Consider the following 20,626-nt stretch of genomic DNA (forward strand, 5'->3'; position numbering starts at 1 on the left):
AACCTATGTAGAAATTTAAGGTGTTTGTTATGGATACTACATTCATTGCTGAACCTATAGTAAGCATTGACGAAAAGTTGTTGGGCGTTGAGCTTCTCACTCGCTTCATTTCCCCAGATGGACGCCCCCTTCATCCTGAGTTCGTAATTTCATCTTGGGATTTAGATAGGAAACGGCTTTTCCTATACGAACAATGCGGAAACATTGCCAGTATGCAAAAGTGGTTCGAACGAAAGAATCTATTTTGTACACTGAACATTGATCAGCAAATGGCTTTTCTGATACGTCATGACTACATACTTAGACAAACTTTCGAATCGATGCCATTCATCAAACTTGAGCTTTCTGAGAATTTCCTAGGTTTAGATAAAGGATTAAAAAACCCCTTGTTAAAGGCACTGAGCCAGGGTGTAAATGGGCTATGGCTCGATGACCTTGGCGCAGGAAACGCGAATGTAGTTAGTTTGATGGAAGGATACTTTGAGGTTGTAAAAGTAGATCGCTGCTTCTTTAATCAGCAGGTGCAGAAACCAACCTTCTACCCGCTGATTGCTTCCATTCAAAAACACTGCGGCAAAGTTATTATCGAAGGGATTGAGAATCGAGAACATTTGGGAATACTGCGTGAGGTGGGGATTTGGGGATTACAGGGGTATCTTATTAAATCTGTCCCTTTTAAAAATGTGGATTCATTGCTGTAGTGTTGAAACCATCACCCCTTTGATGTATCACCCACCTGTAGACGATTGACCGGACGACATTTGCAGCGTTAGCGACTGAGCAAAGCTGGCTTGAGAAGCTCTCGCCTGGAAATCAATGTAATCGCTTAATCTTGAGCTATCGCTGGCGATAGTGAGCGGTACGGATGCCTCAAGATTTAGATTGAATGTAGGATTCACCGTGTACACTGGCGCATTGCCGCTGCTGAGTGACATTGCGGAACCACGAAGAGAATCACCATTTAGGCTGTATTGATTTGCCGCTGTTCCAGCATTACCGCCACCAACGCCCAACCAATCCATGATAGCTGGCCCCACTGAACGAGTATTGAAGCCCGTCTTATCCTGAATCCAATCCGCTGTAGCACTCGCAGAACCACCCACAGCACCATCGTAGAGGGCCTGGGCCGCTGGCTTATCGCTATTAGTGAACCACTGAGGGAAACGGGAGCGAAGCCCTTCATTCAGATCAGACACTACGCCGGAAATCTCACCAACAAAGCCCGTCACCTGTTTAGTCAGATCTCCTAATCCCTCTCCAAGCATTTGTAGTGGTTTACTGAATTTGGCCACCTGAACAGAGGTGATATGCTCACCTCAGAACATTACAGGTGCCTCAATGAAAAAAAGAAATTTCAGCGCAGAGTTTAAACGTGAATCCGCTCAACTGGTCCTTGATCAGAACTACACCGTTGCAGCTGCGGCCAGTGCTATGGATGTGGGTCTTTCTACCATGACGCGATGGGTAAAGCAGTTGCGGGATGAACGACAGGGCAAAATACCTAAAGCCTCCCCTATAACCCCGGAACAGATTGAAATACGTGAGCTGAAGAAAAAGCTACAACGCATTGAAATGGAAAACGACATATTAAAAAAGGCTACCGCGCTCTTGATGTCAGACTCCCTGAACAATTCTCGTTAATCGGGAAACTCAGAGCGCAGTATCCTGTGGTCACACTCTGCCACGTGTTCGGGGTTCATCGCAGTAGCTACAAATACTGGGAGAAAAGCGCCGAAAAGCCAGACGGCTGGCGAGCTGTGTTACGCAGCCAGGTTCGGGAGCTGCATAACATCAGCCATGGCTCTGCTGGCGCAAGAAGTATCGCCATTATGGCAACCCTGAGAGGCTTCAGAATGGGACGCTGGCTTGCTGGCAGGCTCATGAAAGAACTGGGGCTGGTGAGTTGTCAGCAGCCTACCCACCGGTATAAACGTGTTGGTCATGAACACATCGCTATCCCGAATCGCCTTGAGCGACAGTTCGCAGTGACAGAACCTAACCAGGTGTGGTGCGGCGATGTGACGTACATCTGGACAGGCAAGCGTTGGGCTTACCTTGCAGTTGTTCTCGATCTGTTCGCAAGGAAACCAGTGGGCTGGGCAATGTCATTCTCGCCGGATAGCAAGCTGACCATCAGAGCGCTGGAAATGGCGTGGGAAGCTCGCGGTAAACCAGCCGGAGTGATGTTCCACAGTGACCAGGGTAGCCACTATACAAGCAGGCAGTTCCGGCAGTTACTGTGGCGTTGCCAGATCAGGCAGAGTATGAGCCGACGTGGAAACTGTTGGGACAACAGCCCGATGGAACGCTTCTTCCGTAGTCTGAAAAACGAGTGGGTGCCAGTGACAGGTTATATAAACTTTAGCGATGCTGCTCATGCGATCACAGACTATATCGTCGGGTATTACAGCTCGCTAAGGCCGCATGACTATAACGGTGGGTTGCCCCCAAACGAATCGGAAAACCGATACTGGAAAAACTCTAAAGCCGTGGCCAGTTTTAGTTGACCACTACAGTCTGTATGTCGATGAGCCCTACCATGGTAAAGGATTTGCACAGGCACTGATGCAAAAGTGCTTTGCTGAATTTGAGGCAAAGGGATCGGATCCTGTCTGGTTAGGTGTCTGGGAACATAACCCAAGGGCCATCTCTTTTTACCGTAAGCTTGGGTTTACCGAGGTGGGTGAGCATATCTTTCAGGTTGGGTCAGACCCGCAGAGAGATATCATTATGAAACGCTCAACTTACGCTAGCTGAACACACATTTTGACGTCCGCTTTTGGCCCAAAGCGGACCGCCTGAAGCGTTGCGAGGTCTGCTATGAGCGAAAGGTGGACGCCCGCATAGCGTTAACAGGCGTCCGATATTTTGAAGTGGGCAGATTACTTAACACGCTTCCCCGTTTCGCCAATGACCTTCTCGCCATCCTCTTTGGTAAACGCTCCTTTCTGACGTTCCGGAAGAATATCCAGTACCTCTTCGGAAGGGCGACACAGTTTAGTTCCCAGTGGCGTCACCACAATCGGACGGTTAATCAGAATCGTATGTTGCAGCATAAAGTCGATTAGCTGGTCGTCAGTAAATTTATCTTCTACAAGACCCAGTACCTCATACGGCTCGACGTTCTTACGCAGCAAAGCACGGACGGAAATGCCCATATCCGCAATGAGTTTGACCAGCTCATCGCGTGAAGGTGGGTTTTCGAGGTAAAGAATAACGGTCGGTTCAGTACCGCTGTTTCGGATCATCTCCAACGTATTACGCGACGTGCCGCAGGCTGGATTGTGATAAATGGTGATGTTGCTCATATCAGTATCTCATTACAAAGTGAAAGAGAGACGTAGCGCCAGCGCGGCCAGCGTTACAAACAGCACAGGCAGAGTCATGACGATCCCGGTGCGGAAATAGTATCCCCAGGTGATGGTCATGTTCTTCTGTGAAAGGACATGCAGCCAGAGCAGCGTTGCCAGGCTACCAATCGGTGTAATTTTCGGTCCCAGATCGCAGCCAATCACGTTGGCATAAATCATCGCCTCTTTGATAACGCCTGTTGCGGTGCTGCCATCAATAGAGAGAGCGCCAACCAGCACGGTAGGCATATTGTTCATGATGGAAGACAGGAAAGCCGTCAGGAAGCCGGTACCAAACGTCGCGGCCCAAAGTCCTTTATCTGCCAGCACGTTCAGCACACCGGAGAGGTATTCTGTTAGTCCGGCATTACGCAGACCATAGACCACCAGATACATCCCCAGCGAGAATATGACGATCTGCCATGGCGCACCACGCAGCACTTTGCCAGTGTTAATGGCATGGCCTCGTTTCGCCACCGCAAACAGGATTACAGCGCCAACAGCCGCAATCGCGCTAACGGGAATACCGAGCGGCTCAAGAACGAAAAAGCCAACCAGAAGAAGGATCAACACGATCCAGCCGGTTCTGAAGGTTGCCAGATCTTTAATCGCTTTTGCCGGTGCTTTCAGGAGAGCCAGGTCGTAAGTAGGCGGAATATCTTTGCGGAAGAACAGATGCAGCATAACCAGCGTGGCAAAAATGGCTGCAATATCAACCGGCACCATTACCGACGCATATTTGGTGAATCCCAGACCAAAGAAGTCCACCGAGACGATATTCACCAGGTTCGACACGATAAGCGGCAGACTGGCTGTATCGGCAATAAACCCGGCGGCCATGACAAATGCCAGCGTAGTACCTTTACTGAACCCTAATGCCAGCAGCATGGCGATGACTATCGGCGTCAGAATAAGTGCCGCACCATCGTTGGCAAACAGTGCCGCTACCGCTGCGCCGAGCAGGACGATCCAGGTAAAGAGCAAACGACCACGACCATTCCCCCAACGAGATACGTGCAGCGCTGCCCATTCGAAAAAACCTGATTCATCAAGCAGCAGGCTGATGATAATCACGGCAATAAAGGTCGCTGTCGCGTTCCAGACGATATTCCACACCACCGGAATATCGCTTACATGCACAACACCAGATATCAGAGCCAGCCCCGCACCCAGCATCGCACTCCAGCCAATCCCTAATCCCTTCGGTTGCCAGATAACCAACACGATGGTCAGGACAAAAATAGCGCCTGCCAGTAACATAAAACCTCCTGACAGGGCGACTTTGTCGCCCTGTATATGCCAAAAAATTAACTCATCAACTCTCTGAGCTTTTCAATACCGGCGGGCTCTGACGCCAGCACCGGAACAAGCGCTATACGGTCAGCGTGCTGATTCTTAACAGCCTCAATCTGAGGCACTTCCTGCCGGGCACGCTGGCAAAGCAACGGAGAACACGTATCCGCAATGGAAAGGCTGTTATTGATAATCCAGCCCCACGGATGAATCCCCGTTCTTTCAAGGTCAGTCTGCAGGTTAGCCGCTTCCAGTACCGGTGTGGTTTCAGGCAAAGTGACCATCAGGACTTTGGTGCGTTCCGGGTCCTGAAGCTGCATCATCGGAGTGGAAAAATGACCTTTATTCCCCATCTTCTTGGCAATCTCACGGTGATAAGCCCCGGTAGCATCAAGCAGTAATAGCGTATGCCCGGTAGGTGCCGTATCCATGACCACAAACCGTTTGCCTGCTTCACGGATTACGCGTGAGAACGCCTGGAACACCGCAATCTCTTCCGTGCAAGGAGAACGTAAATCCTCTTCGAGCAGCCGTTTCCCTGCCTCATCCAGATTCCTGCCTTTCGTCTCAAGAACATGCTGCCGATAGCGTTCAGTTTCATCGTGAGGGTTAATTCGGCTGACCTGCAGATTTTTAAGACTTCCATTGAGCGTTGCACTGAGATGTGCAGCGGGATCTGAGGTGGTGAGATGGACATCAAATCCCATATCCGCCAGCCTGACGGCGATGGCAGCAGCCATCGTGGTTTTACCTACGCCACCTTTGCCCATCAGCATAATCAAACCGTGTTCACTGCGAGCGATATCATCAACCAGGACAGAGAGCGATAAGTTTTCAGGCGTGTACAGGACGTTCCTTGCAGGCAGCGGTAATGCTCTTGCACTGGTGTCCAGTAGTCCCTTCAATGCAGACACGCCAACCATGTTGACTGGCTGGAGTAATAAGGTATCTGTCGATAGCTCAGATAAACCGGCAGGAAGATTTGCCAGTGCTTCCTGTTCCCGTTGCCATATCGCAGCGGCAAGGGCGTCATGTTCAGCTTCTGCTTTAGGCAGCACACCATTAATAACCAGGTACTGGTTTTTCAGGCCAATTGCAGCCAGTTCTTCATGAGTGCGGGCGACTTCCTGCAGCGTAGATTTTTGCAGTCGTGCAACCAGAACCAGGCGGGTACGTTCAGGATCGGATAGCGCCTCTACTGCATGAGCATACTGCTCACGCTGCTTTTCCAGCCCGGCCATTGGGCCAAGACAGGAAGCACCATCTGGATTACTTTCAATGAAGCTACTCCAGGCACAGGGAAGCTGGAGAAGGCGAATCGTGTGGCCCGTCGGCGCTGTATCAAAAATGATGTGATCAAAGCGGGTCAGCAGAGAAGCGTCGGTCAGTAAGCCAGTAAACTCATCGAACGCCGCAATCTCAGTCGTACAGGCTCCTGAAAGCTGTTCGCTGATACTGTTAACAACGTCATCAGGCAGAAGACCTTTGATAGGATCAACGATTCTGGAGCGGTATTGTTGGGCGGCTTCCTGCGGGTCAATCTCCAGAGCAGAAAGCCCAGGAACTGCCGTCACAGGGCGAATGGTGTTACCGATAGCCTGGTCGAATACCTGGCCGACATTCGAGGCAGGATCGGTACTGACCAGCAAAACCCGCTTACCCTGTTCGGCAAGGCGGATAGCCGTCGCGCAGGAAATGGAAGTTTTTCCTACGCCTCCCTTACCGGTAAAAAACAGATAAGGCGGGATGTTCTGTAAGAATTTCATATGTCCTCCTGACATATCAGCAACAGGAAGTATTACCACCACAGCAGCTGGTGGGAGCTAACCCTACCCTCTCCAGCGGTATACCAAACCAGCGAGCTATCTCAGCACGTTTTGGGTACCGCCCTGCCATCACCGTTTCACCGTCCAACAGCAGTAGCGGAAGCCCTTCTGCTCCAGATGCTTCGAGGAATACTTTCGCTTTCTCATTATGAACAAAGCTCATGGGCTGCTGCGCCAGGTTGTAACGTTCAACCTGTACGCCACGTCCTTTCAGCCACTGCACATCAGCAGAGAAATCAACCAGAACCTGATCGATATCTGAGCCACATACGCCGGTACTGCAGCACATTACCGGGTCAAACACCGTTAACGTTTTCATCTTTAACACCTCATATCCGGAAAAGCATATATGTGCAGGCAAAATTTTTAGAGGCAAACAGCCTTACCGCTGCCAGAGCAGTTGGTTGATGCGAGCTTACGGGCGATGGCCTGTACGTCGTCCTGTTGGCTTAACCAAGCCTGCTCAATCACCTGAGCGGCCCAGGAAGGAATATGCGGGGATAAGCGGTAGTGAACCCACTTGCCCTGCTTGCGATCCAGCAATAGTCCACTTTCCCGGAGCATTGCCAAATGACGGGAGATCTTTGGCTGCGACTGATCCAGCGCCGTACAGAGATCGCACACGCACAACTCTCCCATTTCCCTGAGCAGTAACACGATGCCCAAGCGGGTTTCATCGGAGAGATTTTTGAAGAGTCGTAGGGAAGTTAGTAGCATCTGTCCTCCGGTTGATTTAATAACAGGATACTCTGTAGGTTTACAATCGCAACAATACATTCGAAAAAACATATGTAACTGTTGTCGTGGAACATTTTATCCTGATATCAGAAACTTGGTTAACTTATTGATATTCATATTTTTATACGTTTCCTTAAAGGGTGTAACTCCCATTCTGAATGCAAATAAAATATTTGGGGATTCAAGAAATGTTGATAGAACAAACTTCTTATGGCGTTACGCCGATGCTAAACTGAACTAAAGGTTTTACTTGTATGGGTATTGAATCGCCACGGAAAATCTAGACACTTCCGAGCCGTTGATAATACTGGTTTTCATATTCTGTCGGTGACATCTGATCGCTAGAACCATGCCGACGCTTACTGTTATAAAACATTTCGATGTAATCAAAAATATCGCTGCGGGCTTCTTCCCGCGTTCCGTAGATCTTTTTCTTTATCCGTTCGCGTTTCAACAACTGGAAAAAGCTTTCTGCAACCGCATTATCATGGCAGTTACCGCGACGGCTCATGCTGCCCTCCAGGCCGTGTGATTTCAGGAACGACTGCCACTCATGGCTTGTGTACTGACTGCCCTGATCCGAATGAACCAGCACCTGTTTTTGGGGATTACGCCGCCATACAGCCATCAGCAGTGCGTTCAGGACAATGTCCTTTGTCATCCGGGATTGCATGGACCAGCCGATAATTTTGCGTGAGAACAGATCAACAACAACGGCAAGATACAGCCAGCCTTCGTGGGTCCTGATGTAGGTTATGTCCGTTACCCAACGCTCATCCGGAGCATCCGGATTGAACTGTCGCTGGAGCCTGTTGGGCGACACGATACTGGCCTCGCCTTTACGTGCCCGCGGGCTCCGGTATCCGACCTGAGCCTTTATCCCGACACGTTTCATCAGTCGCCAGACCCGGTTCACTCCGCACTGTTGCCCGCTGTCCCGCAGATCCAGATGGATTTTGCGATAACCATAGACGCATCCCGATTCCAGCCAGAACTGTTTAATCTGTCCTGTCAGTCTCAGGTCTGCCTGATGGCGTTGTGAATGCGGCTGCTGAAGCCAGGCGTAAAAACCACTAGGATGAACATCCAGCACCCGACAGAGCAGGCGAACAGGCCAGCAACAGGAGTTGTCACGGATAAAGGCGTACCTCAGTCGGACAGCTTTGCGAAGTACGCCGCTGTGAGTTCAACAGGTGGATGCAACACATTGGTTAAAACGCTCTGCGGGTGATTCATAGTCTAGCGTTTTTCTTGGCCTCTCGTTGAGCTGCCTGGCAACACTGTTTAGTCTTTGCTGGCTGTGAACTGATAAGTCAGTTCCTTTTGGAAAATACTGTCTGAGTAATCTGTTTGTATTTTCATTTGAGCCGCGTTGCCAGGGAGATTGAGGATCGCAGAAGTAAACCTGAATATCTGTGGCTACGGTCGTGGGGGCAGTCCAATGGGAAAAAAACGCTCCCGGACGGGAGCATAAGCCAGTGACTTCGGCGTCAAATGAGGGTCTAACAAGTGGAGCTGCGGGTTAATTCTGGGTGATCTGGCTGCGATGCTTTTCAGCCTGCTGCTGATGAATAACGGAAGATTGACCATTATTCGCCTTCTCATGCATAACAGCGGCTTTCTCATGCTCGTTCATTTCGGAAAATGATTTTGCTGTTTCGTTAGAAGCTGCTGGCTTGGATTTCATCATTTTTTTATGCATTTCAGCCATGTCCTGATGGGCAGCAGAATTGCCGTTTTGCATCATTTCATGGGACATTGCGGCCTGATCGTGACCGCTCATATCCATCATTTTCATGCTCTCCCCCTGAACTGCACTTTTTTCAGCGGATGATTGCATCTGATGGGCAGGCGCCTGGGCATTATTTACCTGGTCATGCATGTTCATTGTCTCTGCAGCCCAGGCAGATGAAGCGACAGCCATCATGGCAATAAAGGATACAAGGATCTTTTTCATGGTTGGGTCTCCGGTGTTTTCATACCCGAACAATCAATGCTTATAACAGAGAAAGCATTTGATCTCAGGGCTGGTTGATCATCACGCCAGGAACCGGGCGATTGAATTATCACGCTGTCCTGATTTATGGCTGATTATAAAAAACCGACTCTGTTTATCGCGTGACTGAACGATGACATTTTTGTCACCTTCCGGGTTTCTCCTGAATAACGGTATTAATCCATTAACAGACGCACACTGAACACAATTTCCCGCCCCTGCTGTTCTGCTGACAGCTCGCCGCCGTGAGCATGAATGATCGACCTTGTAATTGATAATCCCAGCCCCGCGCCTTCCGTGTTGTAGAACCTTGATGAGTCTGCGCGATAGAACCGGTCAAACAAACGTTCCAGATTAGCGGGAACCTGGCCGGACATCGTATTCGTAATCATCACGTTCACACAGTCACTGTCACGCTCAAGGTGTATCGCTGTACAGGTGTTATCGGGAGAATACTTGATTGCATTGGAAAGCAGGTTACTGAAAGCACGTCGGAGCATATCGCTGTCTCCGGTAACAACGCCCTCTCCTTCAACCGTGATTGTCTTTCCTGTTTCGTCTGCCAGGGGCTCGAACAACTCACGTAATTCATTCAGTTCGGCTGCCAGATCCACATCATGTTTATCCAGCCGCAGCAGACCATGCTCTGAACGTGCCAGAAAAAGCATGTCACTGGTCATTCGTGACAACCTTTTCAGTTCTTCCAGGTTAGCGAATAAAATTTCGCGGTAATGCGAAACATCCCTTTCCTTAGCCAGTGCAAACTGCGTCTGCATCATCAGATTACTGACTGGTGTGCGCAGCTCATGCGCGATGTCAGACGAGAAATCTGACAGTTTCCGGAATGCCCCCTCCAGGCGATCAAACATATTATTGAACTCCTGCATGGTCTCAGAGATTTCCGGCGGAGCCAGATCGGGATTTAGACGCTGATCCAGGCTGTGTACAGTCATGGAGGAAGCCAGACTGGTCATTTCCCGTAACGGTTTCAGACCAATACGTGTGGTCAGCCAGCCCAGAAAAACAGAAATAAAGACCAGACCGATATTGAACCAGAACAGCCAGGTACTGAGTTTGTCCATAAACAGGGTATGATACCCAGTATCCGTGGCAACCGTAATGATGACATGTTTGCTTTTACCCTGTTCCGGCGTCACGGCAACCCGCCGCGAGATACTGCGGTACACGGTGTTATTTTCTTCCGTCTGGATCATATAGTCGAGAATATCACCCGACTTATTAAGCAGGACCGCTGGAACAACAGAATTTTTGGCATAGAGTTCAACAATTTTTTCATTTTCCATGTTTTTTATAGAAATGAATAAACCATTGTGCCCTACCATCGCATCGTTTATTTTTTCTGATAATGACTTAATATCCGTTTTGTTCCGGAACGTCTCTGTTTTAAGAAACTCTTCGGTGAGCTGAAGTTTACCTGTCAGAAAATCGCGGTCCTGATTATCGAAATAGCCATTAAGGGTGCTAATCAGGATAAAACTTGATAACCACCATACCGTAAGCATCACCGCAGAAAAAATCAGGCTCAGGCGTGTGGTCAGGGAAATTTTGAACCTCACTCTTCTCTGATCTCCAGGACATATCCGGCACCGCGAACGGTATGGATCAGTTTTGGCTCAAAGTCATCATCAATTTTACTTCTCAGACGTCTCACGGCGACATCAATCACATTCGTATCACTGTCAAAATTCATGTTCCAGACCAGGGACGAGATAAGACTCCTGGGTAACACTTCTCCGGTGCGTTGCAGCAGCAACTCAAGCAGAACGTATTCTTTACCGGTGAGATGGATCTTCTTCCCCGAACGGATCACGGTCCGGCGCACCATATCAACGGTCATATCGGCGATGGTGCAGACTGTTGCGGCCTGCGAGCGTGCCCGGCGCAGCAGGGTTCTTACACGTGCAACCAGCTCCGTAAAATCAAAGGGCTTAATCAGGTAGTCATCTGCGCCAAGCTCCAGTCCTTTCACTTTGTCCCGCACGTTGTCCTTTGCGGTTAAAAACAGGACCGGTTCTTCGTGCCCGGACTCCCTCAGTGCGCTGATGATTTGCCACCCGTCGAGGAAAGGCAGCATCACGTCCAGTATTATCAAATCATACTGTCCCTTCGACGCGGCCCCGAGACCATCGCGGCCATTATTAAAGAGATCGGCCTGATAGCCTTCCTCAACCAGTCCCTGCTGCAGGTAACGACCTGTTTTTTGTTCGTCTTCAACGATTAAAATACGCTGCATGGTCAACTCGCTGATATGAAAGTAAAAATCTCACGCATGAGCTTTGGCTGTCCCCTAGCTGACCTGAGACGGAGCAAGCATTCCGAGCCACGCTACGGCGCCCAGAATGATAATCGCAACAACGAATTCTGTCAGGATGCTGTTTCGCATCAGGGCAACGCTGCGATCATAATTCCCTTCCCTGACCATAACTTCAAGCCGGGGACCCAGGTGAAACCGGTTTGCTGCAGCCAGAAGAAGCATCAGAACAAACAGAGCCGTCTTGGCAAGCAATATCCTCCCCCAGGAACTGTTGAATAAGGGAGTTAAGTTACCCTCAGCAATATACAGATAGTTGACCAGCGCACTCAGGATCAGGGCTACAACAATCACCGTTCCTGCCGTGGCAAATTTTGCCAGGGAGTCAGATATCACAATGACGCTCTGTGCATTATGCTCGTTTCTGCGCATCAGCAGGATAGCAAATGCAACCAGAGCACCTGTCCAGGCACCTGCAGCGCCGAGATGGGTCAGATCGCTCAGTAAATGGAGATAGTAATGCAGACCGTCATGCATAACGGCGTGTCCTCCCCAGGCAAGTGTAGCCAGCGCCACGCCCCCACTCATCGTCATCAGCAGGCAGGACAATACTCTCTTATTAGTGTAAAGGAACAAAGCACCGAGTGTGGTAAACAGGGCACAGAGCCTGACAATCCAGCTAATACCCACATCAGTTTCTTCTATCACCATCTCGATAACATGGATGGATAATTCTCTGAGGTCAGTTACTCCACTCATGGCATTAGATACCAGGAGCATATTAATGCCAGTAAGAATGATGCCTGTAACAACAGCAAAGGTTATAAACGACCTGAAATTAGTCAGGTTATAGGTTTCATGTCTGACACCGCTTATTCCATATATCTGAAAAAATGGCAATCCAAATATTACCATCAAATCCAGATAAAGAAGAAAACGAATAACAATCATAATCAGGTCGTTCATAATATTACTTCACTGTAAAGGTGTAATTACCGGTAATAGGGTGCGTATCTGAAGAAACCGCGCGCCAGTCAACACGATAAGTGCCAGCGGGTAAAGGCTCTCGCGGAATAATGACCATCGATTTAGGGTCAGCGCCTGGCGCCACTTTTGCCGCGACCGGCATCGGAGAATGTGATGACATGCCTTTCATACCCGTCATCGTTAATTTTGCACCTGAGAATTTCACGGTCAGATTTTCCGAGAAATTAAGCTGAATCTTTTCCGGGGCCGCTACGGCTGAATCTGCCTGTGGCACAGAGCTTTTTAATTCCGGATGGGCCATAGCAGAGAAAGCAACGCCCATAACGAGGCCACCTGTAAGAATGGCTTTATTTAAAATCGACATTTTATTTACCTGTTTAGTTGAGTGTTTTATATCAGTGCGTTAAAACCAGATTCTGGCTCCCGCCAGGAATACTACCTGATGGTCTTTCTCACCTTCTCTTTTCGCCATATCGGATGTTTTCCCGTAAAGTTGATTCCAGGAAACGCCTATATAGGGTGCAAACTCACGGCGTATTTCATAGCGCAGCCGGAGCCCCAGCTCTGTGTCAGTCAGTCCCCTGCCGCGACCCCGCGATTCATCATCCTGACTGTAGAAATTCACCTCATAGGATGGCTGGAGTATGAGCCGGTTAGTCAGTAAAACGTCGTATTCTCCTCCCAGACGAAGGGCTGCTTTTCCGCCATTACTGACAAAACCCGTAATTTCAGACTCAAAATTATAGAGTGCCAGCCCCTGAAAACCGACAGCAGCCCAGGTCCGGGCAGAAGCAGGTCTGAAATCCTGCCTGACACCCGCAACCAAATCCCACCATGGGCCAACCGCATGTCCCCAGAGTAACTGCGCTTCAGCCGCCTCCGTTTCCCCATTGCTTCGTTCACCTTCACTCTTTAGCCAAATCCGATCTGTGTCGCCTCCAATCCAGCTGTTAACACTCCAGCTGAAATTGTTGGTGTTATCCGACCGTTGCCATTCCAGTTGATCCAGCAGAACCAGATAATTAATCGCACTGTCGTGAATCGCATGCCCCTGTAAATTGCCGAATGCAGCCTTCCGGTCGGCATCGGTAACAGGCGGAATTGGCGTTCTGCTCTCAGTTACAATGGGCTCCATTGACGTCATCTCAGTGAAATTCTCATCTGCTGGCATCTGCATGGCAGACATGTCGTGCCCGGCGTGGGGATCTGCAGAGACGGAGCCCGCCGCAATAGAAAGCTGTGAGGTAAAGAAACCGGCGACCAGAACAGGTATGGCCTTCAAATTTCTCTTCATTCGCATCATTCCTCCACCCGGACTTCACGAAACATTCCCATTTCCATGTGATAGAGCAAATGGCAGTGATACGCCCAGCGGCCAAGCGCATCTGCTGTCACTCTGTAACTGCGTTTTGTACCAGGGGGAACATCTATTGTGTGTTTACGAACCATGAAATTACCGTTTTCATCTTCCAGATCGCTCCACATACCATGCAGGTGAATGGGGTGAGTCATCATGGTATCGTTGATCAGCGTGATCCTGAGCCGCTCACCGTATTTCAGCAGCACCGGTGCGGCATCTGAAAACTTGATTCCGTTAAATGACCAGGCAAACTTTTCCATGTGGCCGGTTAAATGCAGTTCTATGGTACGGCCAGGTTCACGTCCGTCAGGATCCTCAAAGCGGCTTTTCAAATCCGCGTACGTGAGAACCTTTCTTCCGTTATTTCGAAGACCAATACCCGGATCATTTAATTTCGGAGAGACGCTCATCGCCTGCATATCAACCAGTGGGTTATCCGTTTCTGACGCAGGATGACTTTGCATACCCGGCATTCCGGCCATCCGGGAATGATCCATACCGGCCATGCTGCTGTGATCCATGGGCGCGGAGGATGTCCCGCTATCCGGAAGGTCAGCACCGTCCATAGACATCATCTCTCCGCTGTTATCCATGCCTCCCATCTGGCTGTGGTCCATTCCTGCCATATCATGTCCCATTCCCCCCATACCCATATCTTCCATGGTCAACAGAGAACGGGGATCGAGGGGGGGAACGGCAGCACTTAACCCCTCTCTCGTGGCCAGTGTCCCTCGAGCGTAACCGGTCCTGTCCATGGATTGTGCGAAGATGGTATAGGCCTCACCCTGAGGCTCCACAATGACATCATAGGTTTCGGCAACGGCAATCCTGAATTCGTCAACGGTAACCGGGTTTACATACTGGCCATCTGCAGCCACGACCGTCATTTTCAGCCCGGGGATACGGATATCGAAATAGGTCATTGCCGAGCCGTTGATAAACCGTAAGCGTATCTTTTCACCGGGACGGAACAGTCCGGTCCAGTTTTTCAGCGGGGCCTGCCCGTTCATGAGATAGGTGTAGGTGTAGCCACTGACATCCGCGAGGTCAGTCGGATTCATTTTCATTTCAGCCCACATTTTCCGATCGGCAATGGTGGCTGACAGCCCCCTGGTATTCACGTCGCGGAAAAAAGAGCCAACGGTTGGTTTATTGAAATTGTAGTAATCCGACTGTTTTTTTAATTTTTTCAGCAGGCTGTGAGGATTTTCATCGGTCCAGTCAGACAACATGACCACATGCTCACGATCGTAAGCAAACGGTTCTGGCTCCCTGGCATCGATGATAATGGCACCGTATACCCCCTCCTGTTCCTGCAGACCGGAATGGCTGTGGTACCAGTAAGTCCCGTTCTGCTTAACCTTAAAGGTGTAAACGTAGGTATCATCAGGCTCTATGCCCATAAAACTCAGCCCCGGAACACCATCCATATTGGCCGGAAGAATAATGCCGTGCCAGTGAATGGACGTCTGTTCATTAAGACGGTTTTTGACCTTCAGGGTAATGGTGTCACCTTCTTTCCAGCGAAGAACGGGCCCCGGCAGGCCTCCATTGATTGTTTTGGCCTGACGCTCACTGCCCGTGATATTGACGGCCGTTTCACCAATGGTCAGGTCAAACTGAGTACCCTGCAGGGATGCGGCAACTGGCAGGCTCAGACTGGAACGCGCATTGAAACTCCATACGCCAAGACTTCCGGCTACGCCAGAGAGGGTTAACCCCTTCAGGAAAGTTCGTCGAGACGTTTTCAACAGCATGCGCATTCCCTTATTTAAAGTATGGTTACTGACAGAATTCGAGAACCGATTTAAATTAAATTACTGGTTCATCCACTTACAATGAAATGAATCTAGCACACCTTAAGAAACAAATTCATTACAATCGTGTAATGTACATAGCTGTATTACATTTACGTCATCTTCCCCACAGGTTGATTATTTTTATATATGATCATAAGGACATCTTTTATGTACCTCAGAAGGTAATTACACATGAATATATTAATCACGACCACTGCGTTTACAGCTTTATTTTGTGGGGCAGCTTTTGCTCAGTCCAGTGATATTGCCCATGAAGCACATCGATTTGTTAATAATGCCTCAGCCGTCAGTCATGTGAATTCCTCGACGCATGAAAACTTACCGGACAGGGTTAATAAAAACAACACGCCCTCATTCTCTGAAATGAATGAACATGAAAGGGCCATTGTTGCTCATTCATTTATGAACAACAGCGCGTCCTATGCGCATCAGAAAATGATTGAGGAACATAAAAAAATGCTGTCCGGCAGTGATGCAAATTCAAAGACCTCGTATTCTTCTTTTAACGAACTGAATGCCGGAGAAAAAGCCGCTCTCGTGCATGAGCAGGTCAATAATGCCGGTGCGGAAGCACATCAGACGCAGGCAAGAAAGCTTCGCGGGCTGTATTCGACCAGGTAACTGCAGGCGGGTTAGTGCTTAGCGTCAGGTGCGCAGCAGGGCTTTACTGACGGGTTACGTAGCAGGACATGAGCCCCATATTGCTCTGCCGTAACCTGTTTCAGTCCCGTTAATCATCACCGTCGGGCTGGTCATACAGTTCCCAGAGCTTCAGGAGCAAACGGGAAACAAGATATGTTACAAAAATGACGACCATCAACGGTGCTCCCGATTAACTGACAGATGACACGCCTCCTGAAAACCCCTAGCATACGCCGCAGTGTTCATGCTAACGGCGAATTCCAGTAAATGTATTCTACCGATGTCGTAAAAGAAAATGCCTACCTTTCAGCCACCCGCTCGGGGCTGGAATCGAACGAGATCGCTACTCTTCAGCGCTCCTTGCCTTCCCGGTTTAATCTGCGGCATTTGAAAAAAAATGAATCATTAAAACTCGTACTGCAAAAGAAAGCGGGAAAATCACGTGTCGTGGCCTATAAATTTACGTCCGGTTCATTTAATTACACGGCGTATCGTATATCAGATAAAAAGTTCTATAACCTTTCCGATACTTCCGGGAAAGTCAGTCTCGATTATCCGTTACCGGCCACAGCAAGACTCAGTTCGCCTTTCAATCCTGCAAGACTTAACCCGGTATCGGGAAAAGTGAGTCCCCATAATGGCATTGATTATTCCATGCCCATGAACACGAAAATAGTCAGCGTCATCGACGGAAAAATCACCCGGGCCGAATACAACAGTACCATGGGATATTTTGTTGAAGTAACGGGAAAAGCCGGTGTTAAAACTCGCTATCTCCACCTCAATAAAATACTCGTTACTAAAGGGGCCAGGGTTACACGGGGAGGTGCTATTGCGTTATCCGGTAACAGCGGACGTTCATCCGGTCCTCATCTGCATTACGAGCTGGTCATCAATAACAACCCTGTTAACTCTCTGGCGTTCCGGGCAGCGGCACCCGCTGATAACAAACTCGAACAGCATGCCTTTGCGCATGCCAGAGACTACGAACGATACCTGGACTGATAACGGGACCGCGACGCGGCCCCGTCTGCCGGATTAATTTTTTTTATCGTTTTCACTTCCGTGATGTTGATGATCTCCATGCCCTCCGTGGCCGTGGAAAAGATGCATTAGCGGGCAGACCAGCAATAACAGATATGGCCAGTAACCTGCCACATGTGACCAGTGTTCGCGCAGGAGGGCAAATGCCGCGGTCGCGGCGACAGCAATAAGCGCATAGGTGGTACTTTTCATACTGGACTCCTTCTGTTCGTAACTGACCCTTCACTCAGTGTTATTTCCCGAGCCTGACACTTTTCAGACGCAACGCATTCACAATGACGCTGACGGAGGAAAGAGCCATGGCCGCCGCCGCAATAACTGGCGACAGCAGTATTCCATACACAGGATAAAGCAGACCTGCAGCCACAGGCACGCCAAGTGCGTTGTAGATAAATGCAAAAAACAGATTCTGACGGATATTTTTCATGGTGATCTCTGACAGATGACGGGCCCTGTTCAGTATCATCAAGTCGCCTTTGAGAAGGGTGACTCCGGCACTTTCAATTGCCACATCTGTACCCGTTCCCATGGCTATACCCACGTCAGCCGCTGCCAGCGCCGGGGCATCATTCACACCGTCTCCGGCCATCGCAACCACATGGCCAGACTCTTTCAGTCGGGTTATCACTGCTTTTTTGCCATCCGGCAGAATTCCGGCTTCAACCTCATCTATTCCCAGTTTCCGTGCGACTGCTTCAGCAGTAAGCTGGTTATCCCCGGTGAGCATAACAATGCGGATCCCCGCCTGACGCAAAGCTTTAAGCGCATCCGGCGTGGTTGTTTTCACGGGATCCGAGATAGCTATCAGGCCTGCAAGGTCCCCGTCTGTGGCCACATAGATAACGGTAGCGCCTTCCATCCGCAACGTATCCGCAACGGCCTTTTGATTATCAATAACGATACTGTTTTCCTGCATAGCCAGTTCATTACCAATAACAACCCGTTGACCTTCGACATCGCCTGAGACACCTTTACCCGACGGTGCATCGAAATGAGTGACTGCGGGTATTGCGATCCCCTTTTCCTGTGCTGCTTTAACTACTGCCATACCCAGCGGATGCTGCGAGCCTTTTTCCACTGCGGCTGTTACACGCAAAAGAGATGTTTCCCCACCCGGATTGAGACTGATAATCCCTGTCACCGTAGGCGAACCTTCCGTGAGCGTGCCTGTTTTGTCGACAACCAGCGTGTCCACTTTTTCAAGACGCTCAAGGGCTTCGGCATTCCTGATTAACACCCCGGCCTGGGCTCCTTTGCCCACCCCCACCATTATCGACATCGGCGTGGCCAGCCCCAGCGCGCAGGGACAGGCAATAATCAGGACCGACACAGCCGCAATGAGACCGTGCGCCATCCTGGGCTCGGGCCCCCAGACAGACCAGATCACGAAAGCAACAACCGCGATAAGTATCACCAGAGGAACAAACCAGCCTGAAACGCTGTCAGCCATTCTCTGGATGGGGGCACGCGAACGCTGTGCATCAGCGACCATCTGAACAATTCGTGAGAGCATTGTTTCATCACCGACTTTCTCTGCACGGATGATGAGACTCCCTGTCTGATTAATGGTCCCCCCGATGACAGGGTCACCCTCCGTTTTGGTAACCGGCATAGATTCCCCGGTCACCATCGATTCATCAACGGTTGTTTTGCCTTCGATCACAATACCGTCGACCGGAATACTCTCTCCTGGTCTGATGCGGAGCTTATCGCCAGGCAGAACATCTTCCGCATTAATATCCGTTTCATGACCGTCATGATCCAGCCGCCTGGCGGTTTTGGGGGCAAGATTCAGTAGTGCAGTAATGGCACCTGAGGTTTGTTCCCGTGCCCGCAGCTCAAGAACCTGTCCCAGCAGAACAAGCACCGTAATAACTGCTGCGGCTTCAAAATAAACGGCCACCAGGCCATCCATGTTTCTGAACGATGCAGGAAACCAGGAGGGGAAGACGGTTGCAATGACGCTGTACACCCAGGCTACGCCGGTGCCCATTGCAACAAGGGTAAACATATTCAGGGAGCGGTTACGTAACGACATTCCGGCCCGGGCGAAGAATGGCCAGCCACACCACAACACGACAGGAGAGGCCAGAAGCAGCTGCAGCCATGTGTTGTGCTGTGGCGGTACTGTATTCCTCAAGGCGGGAAACAGATGAGATCCCATTTCGAGTACCAGAACCGGAAACGCCAGCAACAACCCCAGCCAGAAGCGTCTTGTCATGTCGCGAAGTTCATCACTTGGCCCCGTGGATGCCGTAGCTACGAGCGGCTCCAGTGCCATTCCACAGACAGGACAGCTTCCGGGACCACTGCGGCGTATCTCCGGGTGCATCGGACATGTCCACACACCTTCAGAATTCTCTTTCTCCGCCTGGTGGTGAGGCTGTTTTATCTGATCAGGGCTGACTTCGTGATGATCGTGGTGATGGTGATGGTGATGGGAATGTTCACTGGCATCTTCGGTAAGATAACGATCGGGATGGGCTTTAAATTTACTCTCACAGCTGGCGGAGCAGAAATAAAGTTGATGGTCCTGGTATCGAATGCTGCTGTGCGCCCTGTCGGGCAGGATGTCCATCCCGCACACGGGATCTCTCACCTTATGCAATACGTGGCCCTCGTCCGGGGATAATGTCTGCTCAGAAGCAGTCTGGTTGTTGTGTTGCACTGCATTGTCATTTTTCACAGTAACTCTCCTTATGCATACCGAAGCATCTTCTGTCTTCAGGGTATGTCATGGATGCGATTACCACGAATGCCGCCGGCATAAGAGTGCCTGCTGCCGGCGTCCCGTTATCAGCCGTTCCGCTGACTATTCGATTCGCTGGAAGACTTTTTTACTTCCATCCGGTGAGAATGCGATAACATCGTAAGCCTCTTTTCGGGCTCCCATCTCCATTCCAGGACTTCCTGCTGGCATACCGGGGGTGGCGAGACCGTATATACCTGAACCAGACTGCATTGCCTTATGTATCGTTGTCGCAGGCACATGGCCTTCAATGATCAAATTACCGGCAACCGCGGTATGACAACTTCGCAGTCCTGCAGGAATAGCATGCTTTTCTTTCAGGGCTGACAGCGCCTGATCATTCATGACGTGAGTTCGTACTTCAAACCCGTCTTTTTCCATCGCCTTGCCCCACAGGGAACAACAGCCACAGTTTTCAGATTTGTACATATCAATCACTTTTTCACTCGCCATCGCGGGCAGTGAAAGGCCGAGAGCCAGCGCCATCAGAACCACTTTTTTCATACTCACCTCTGTATATTATCGATTTAAACCCTGACGTCAGGGTGA

At 49.9% G+C, this 20,626-nt stretch carries 21 protein-coding genes and 2 pseudogenes; 5 read left to right on the top strand and 18 right to left on the bottom strand.

What is annotated here, in order from left to right:
• Positions 1-29 precede the first annotated feature (29 nt).
• Entirely contained in the window at positions 30-701 is a 672-nt protein-coding gene (locus tag C2U41_RS17380) for an EAL domain-containing protein (RefSeq protein ID WP_003033848.1), read from the top strand.
• A 27-nt stretch (positions 702-728) separates the two neighbouring features.
• On the opposite strand, the gene C2U41_RS17385 is transcribed toward C2U41_RS17380, so the two are convergent.
• Positions 729-1,292 carry a hypothetical protein gene (locus tag C2U41_RS17385; protein ID WP_233901272.1) on the bottom strand — a complete coding sequence of 188 codons (564 nt, stop codon included), beginning with the start codon at positions 1,290-1,292 and terminating at the stop codon, positions 729-731.
• A gap of 46 nt (positions 1,293-1,338) precedes the next feature.
• Between C2U41_RS17385 and C2U41_RS17390 the strand changes: the two genes are divergently transcribed.
• Together C2U41_RS17390 and C2U41_RS29995 are read left to right on the top strand one after the other, a co-directional pair.
• Positions 1,339-2,507, top strand: a protein-coding gene (locus C2U41_RS17390) for an IS3 family transposase (RefSeq protein WP_100216202.1) whose coding sequence is annotated in 2 segments (ribosomal slippage) — positions 1,339-1,588 and positions 1,588-2,507 — 1,170 coding nt in all. Because the reading frame shifts where the segments join, the coding sequence is not laid out codon by codon here.
• A complete protein-coding gene (locus tag C2U41_RS29995; protein WP_326929924.1) occupies positions 2,425-2,757 on the top strand; it encodes a GNAT family N-acetyltransferase in 333 nt (110 codons plus the stop codon). The genes C2U41_RS17390 and C2U41_RS29995 overlap by 83 nt, the downstream gene beginning before the upstream one ends.
• Before the next feature lie 125 nt (positions 2,758-2,882).
• Here the strand turns inward: C2U41_RS29995 and arsC are convergent, their stop codons facing one another.
• The 14 genes and pseudogenes from arsC to pcoA form a co-directional block, all read right to left on the bottom strand.
• Positions 2,883-3,308 carry a glutaredoxin-dependent arsenate reductase gene (gene arsC, locus C2U41_RS17400; RefSeq protein WP_048998205.1) on the bottom strand — a complete coding sequence of 142 codons (426 nt, stop codon included), beginning with the start codon at positions 3,306-3,308 and terminating at the stop codon, positions 2,883-2,885.
• A 12-nt stretch (positions 3,309-3,320) separates the two neighbouring features.
• Positions 3,321-4,610, bottom strand: a complete 1,290-nt coding sequence (arsB, locus tag C2U41_RS17405) for an arsenite efflux transporter membrane subunit ArsB (RefSeq protein ID WP_049014746.1) — start codon at positions 4,608-4,610, stop codon at positions 3,321-3,323.
• A gap of 47 nt (positions 4,611-4,657) precedes the next feature.
• Positions 4,658-6,409 (bottom strand): arsenite efflux transporter ATPase subunit ArsA, encoded by a 1,752-nt coding sequence (gene arsA, locus C2U41_RS17410; RefSeq protein WP_049014748.1) that lies wholly within the window; start codon positions 6,407-6,409, stop codon positions 4,658-4,660.
• A gap of 16 nt (positions 6,410-6,425) precedes the next feature.
• The gene (arsD, locus tag C2U41_RS17415; RefSeq protein WP_048998181.1) at positions 6,426-6,788 is read right to left on the bottom strand and encodes an arsenite efflux transporter metallochaperone ArsD; all 363 of its coding nucleotides are present in this window, start codon (positions 6,786-6,788) and stop codon (positions 6,426-6,428) included.
• 47 nt (positions 6,789-6,835) lie between these two features.
• On the bottom strand, positions 6,836-7,186 hold the full coding sequence (arsR, locus tag C2U41_RS17420; RefSeq protein ID WP_049025755.1) for an As(III)-sensing metalloregulatory transcriptional repressor ArsR: 351 nt from the start codon (positions 7,184-7,186) through the stop codon (positions 6,836-6,838).
• A 301-nt stretch (positions 7,187-7,487) separates the two neighbouring features.
• A pseudogene (locus C2U41_RS17425) lies at positions 7,488-8,381 on the bottom strand (IS3 family transposase); the annotation flags it as partial.
• 12 nt (positions 8,382-8,393) lie between these two features.
• Positions 8,394-8,633 (bottom strand): annotated as a pseudogene (locus C2U41_RS17430) (IS30 family transposase); the annotation flags it as partial.
• 96 nt (positions 8,634-8,729) lie between these two features.
• Positions 8,730-9,164, bottom strand: coding sequence for a copper resistance system metallochaperone PcoE (pcoE, locus tag C2U41_RS17435; protein ID WP_038633679.1), 435 nt, complete (start codon positions 9,162-9,164; stop codon positions 8,730-8,732).
• A gap of 215 nt (positions 9,165-9,379) precedes the next feature.
• Positions 9,380-10,780, bottom strand: a complete 1,401-nt coding sequence (gene pcoS / locus C2U41_RS17440) for a copper resistance membrane spanning protein PcoS (RefSeq protein ID WP_009654301.1) — start codon at positions 10,778-10,780, stop codon at positions 9,380-9,382.
• The gene (gene pcoR, locus C2U41_RS17445; RefSeq protein WP_001188930.1) at positions 10,777-11,457 is read right to left on the bottom strand and encodes a copper response regulator transcription factor PcoR; all 681 of its coding nucleotides are present in this window, start codon (positions 11,455-11,457) and stop codon (positions 10,777-10,779) included. The genes pcoS and pcoR overlap by 4 nt, the downstream gene beginning before the upstream one ends.
• Positions 11,458-11,511: 54 nt before the next feature.
• Positions 11,512-12,390 (bottom strand): copper resistance inner membrane protein PcoD, encoded by an 879-nt coding sequence (gene pcoD / locus C2U41_RS17450; protein ID WP_229692861.1) that lies wholly within the window; start codon positions 12,388-12,390, stop codon positions 11,512-11,514.
• Positions 12,391-12,445: 55 nt separating this feature from the next.
• Positions 12,446-12,826, bottom strand: coding sequence for a copper resistance system metallochaperone PcoC (gene pcoC, locus C2U41_RS17455; RefSeq protein WP_000025662.1), 381 nt, complete (start codon positions 12,824-12,826; stop codon positions 12,446-12,448).
• Positions 12,827-12,865: 39 nt separating this feature from the next.
• The gene (gene pcoB, locus C2U41_RS17460) at positions 12,866-13,756 is read right to left on the bottom strand and encodes a copper resistance outer membrane transporter PcoB (protein ID WP_171861965.1); all 891 of its coding nucleotides are present in this window, start codon (positions 13,754-13,756) and stop codon (positions 12,866-12,868) included.
• 5 nt (positions 13,757-13,761) lie between these two features.
• A complete protein-coding gene (gene pcoA, locus C2U41_RS17465; RefSeq protein ID WP_049002685.1) occupies positions 13,762-15,579 on the bottom strand; it encodes a multicopper oxidase PcoA in 1,818 nt (605 codons plus the stop codon).
• Between the two features lie 234 nt (positions 15,580-15,813).
• Here pcoA and C2U41_RS17470 point away from each other — a divergent pair, with 234 nt between their 5' ends.
• Together C2U41_RS17470 and C2U41_RS17475 are read left to right on the top strand one after the other, a co-directional pair.
• A complete protein-coding gene (locus C2U41_RS17470) occupies positions 15,814-16,263 on the top strand; it encodes a hypothetical protein (protein ID WP_004118342.1) in 450 nt (149 codons plus the stop codon).
• Between the two features lie 288 nt (positions 16,264-16,551).
• On the top strand, positions 16,552-17,289 hold the full coding sequence (locus C2U41_RS17475) for a peptidoglycan DD-metalloendopeptidase family protein (protein WP_103849175.1): 738 nt from the start codon (positions 16,552-16,554) through the stop codon (positions 17,287-17,289).
• Positions 17,290-17,322: 33 nt separating this feature from the next.
• Here C2U41_RS17475 and C2U41_RS17480 read toward each other — a convergent pair whose 3' ends face one another.
• The 3 genes from C2U41_RS17480 to C2U41_RS17490 form a co-directional block, all read right to left on the bottom strand.
• A complete protein-coding gene (locus C2U41_RS17480; RefSeq protein WP_043016712.1) occupies positions 17,323-17,520 on the bottom strand; it encodes a DUF2933 domain-containing protein in 198 nt (65 codons plus the stop codon).
• Between the two features lie 40 nt (positions 17,521-17,560).
• Positions 17,561-20,014, bottom strand: a complete 2,454-nt coding sequence (gene silP, locus C2U41_RS17485; RefSeq protein WP_038633697.1) for an Ag(+)-translocating P-type ATPase SilP — start codon at positions 20,012-20,014, stop codon at positions 17,561-17,563.
• A 126-nt stretch (positions 20,015-20,140) separates the two neighbouring features.
• A complete protein-coding gene (locus C2U41_RS17490; protein ID WP_000758228.1) occupies positions 20,141-20,581 on the bottom strand; it encodes a DUF411 domain-containing protein in 441 nt (146 codons plus the stop codon).
• Positions 20,582-20,626: the final 45 nt, after the last annotated feature.

It is taken from the genome of Citrobacter freundii complex sp. CFNIH4 (assembly GCF_002934505.1).
Taxonomy (GTDB): domain Bacteria; phylum Pseudomonadota; class Gammaproteobacteria; order Enterobacterales; family Enterobacteriaceae; genus Citrobacter; species Citrobacter freundii.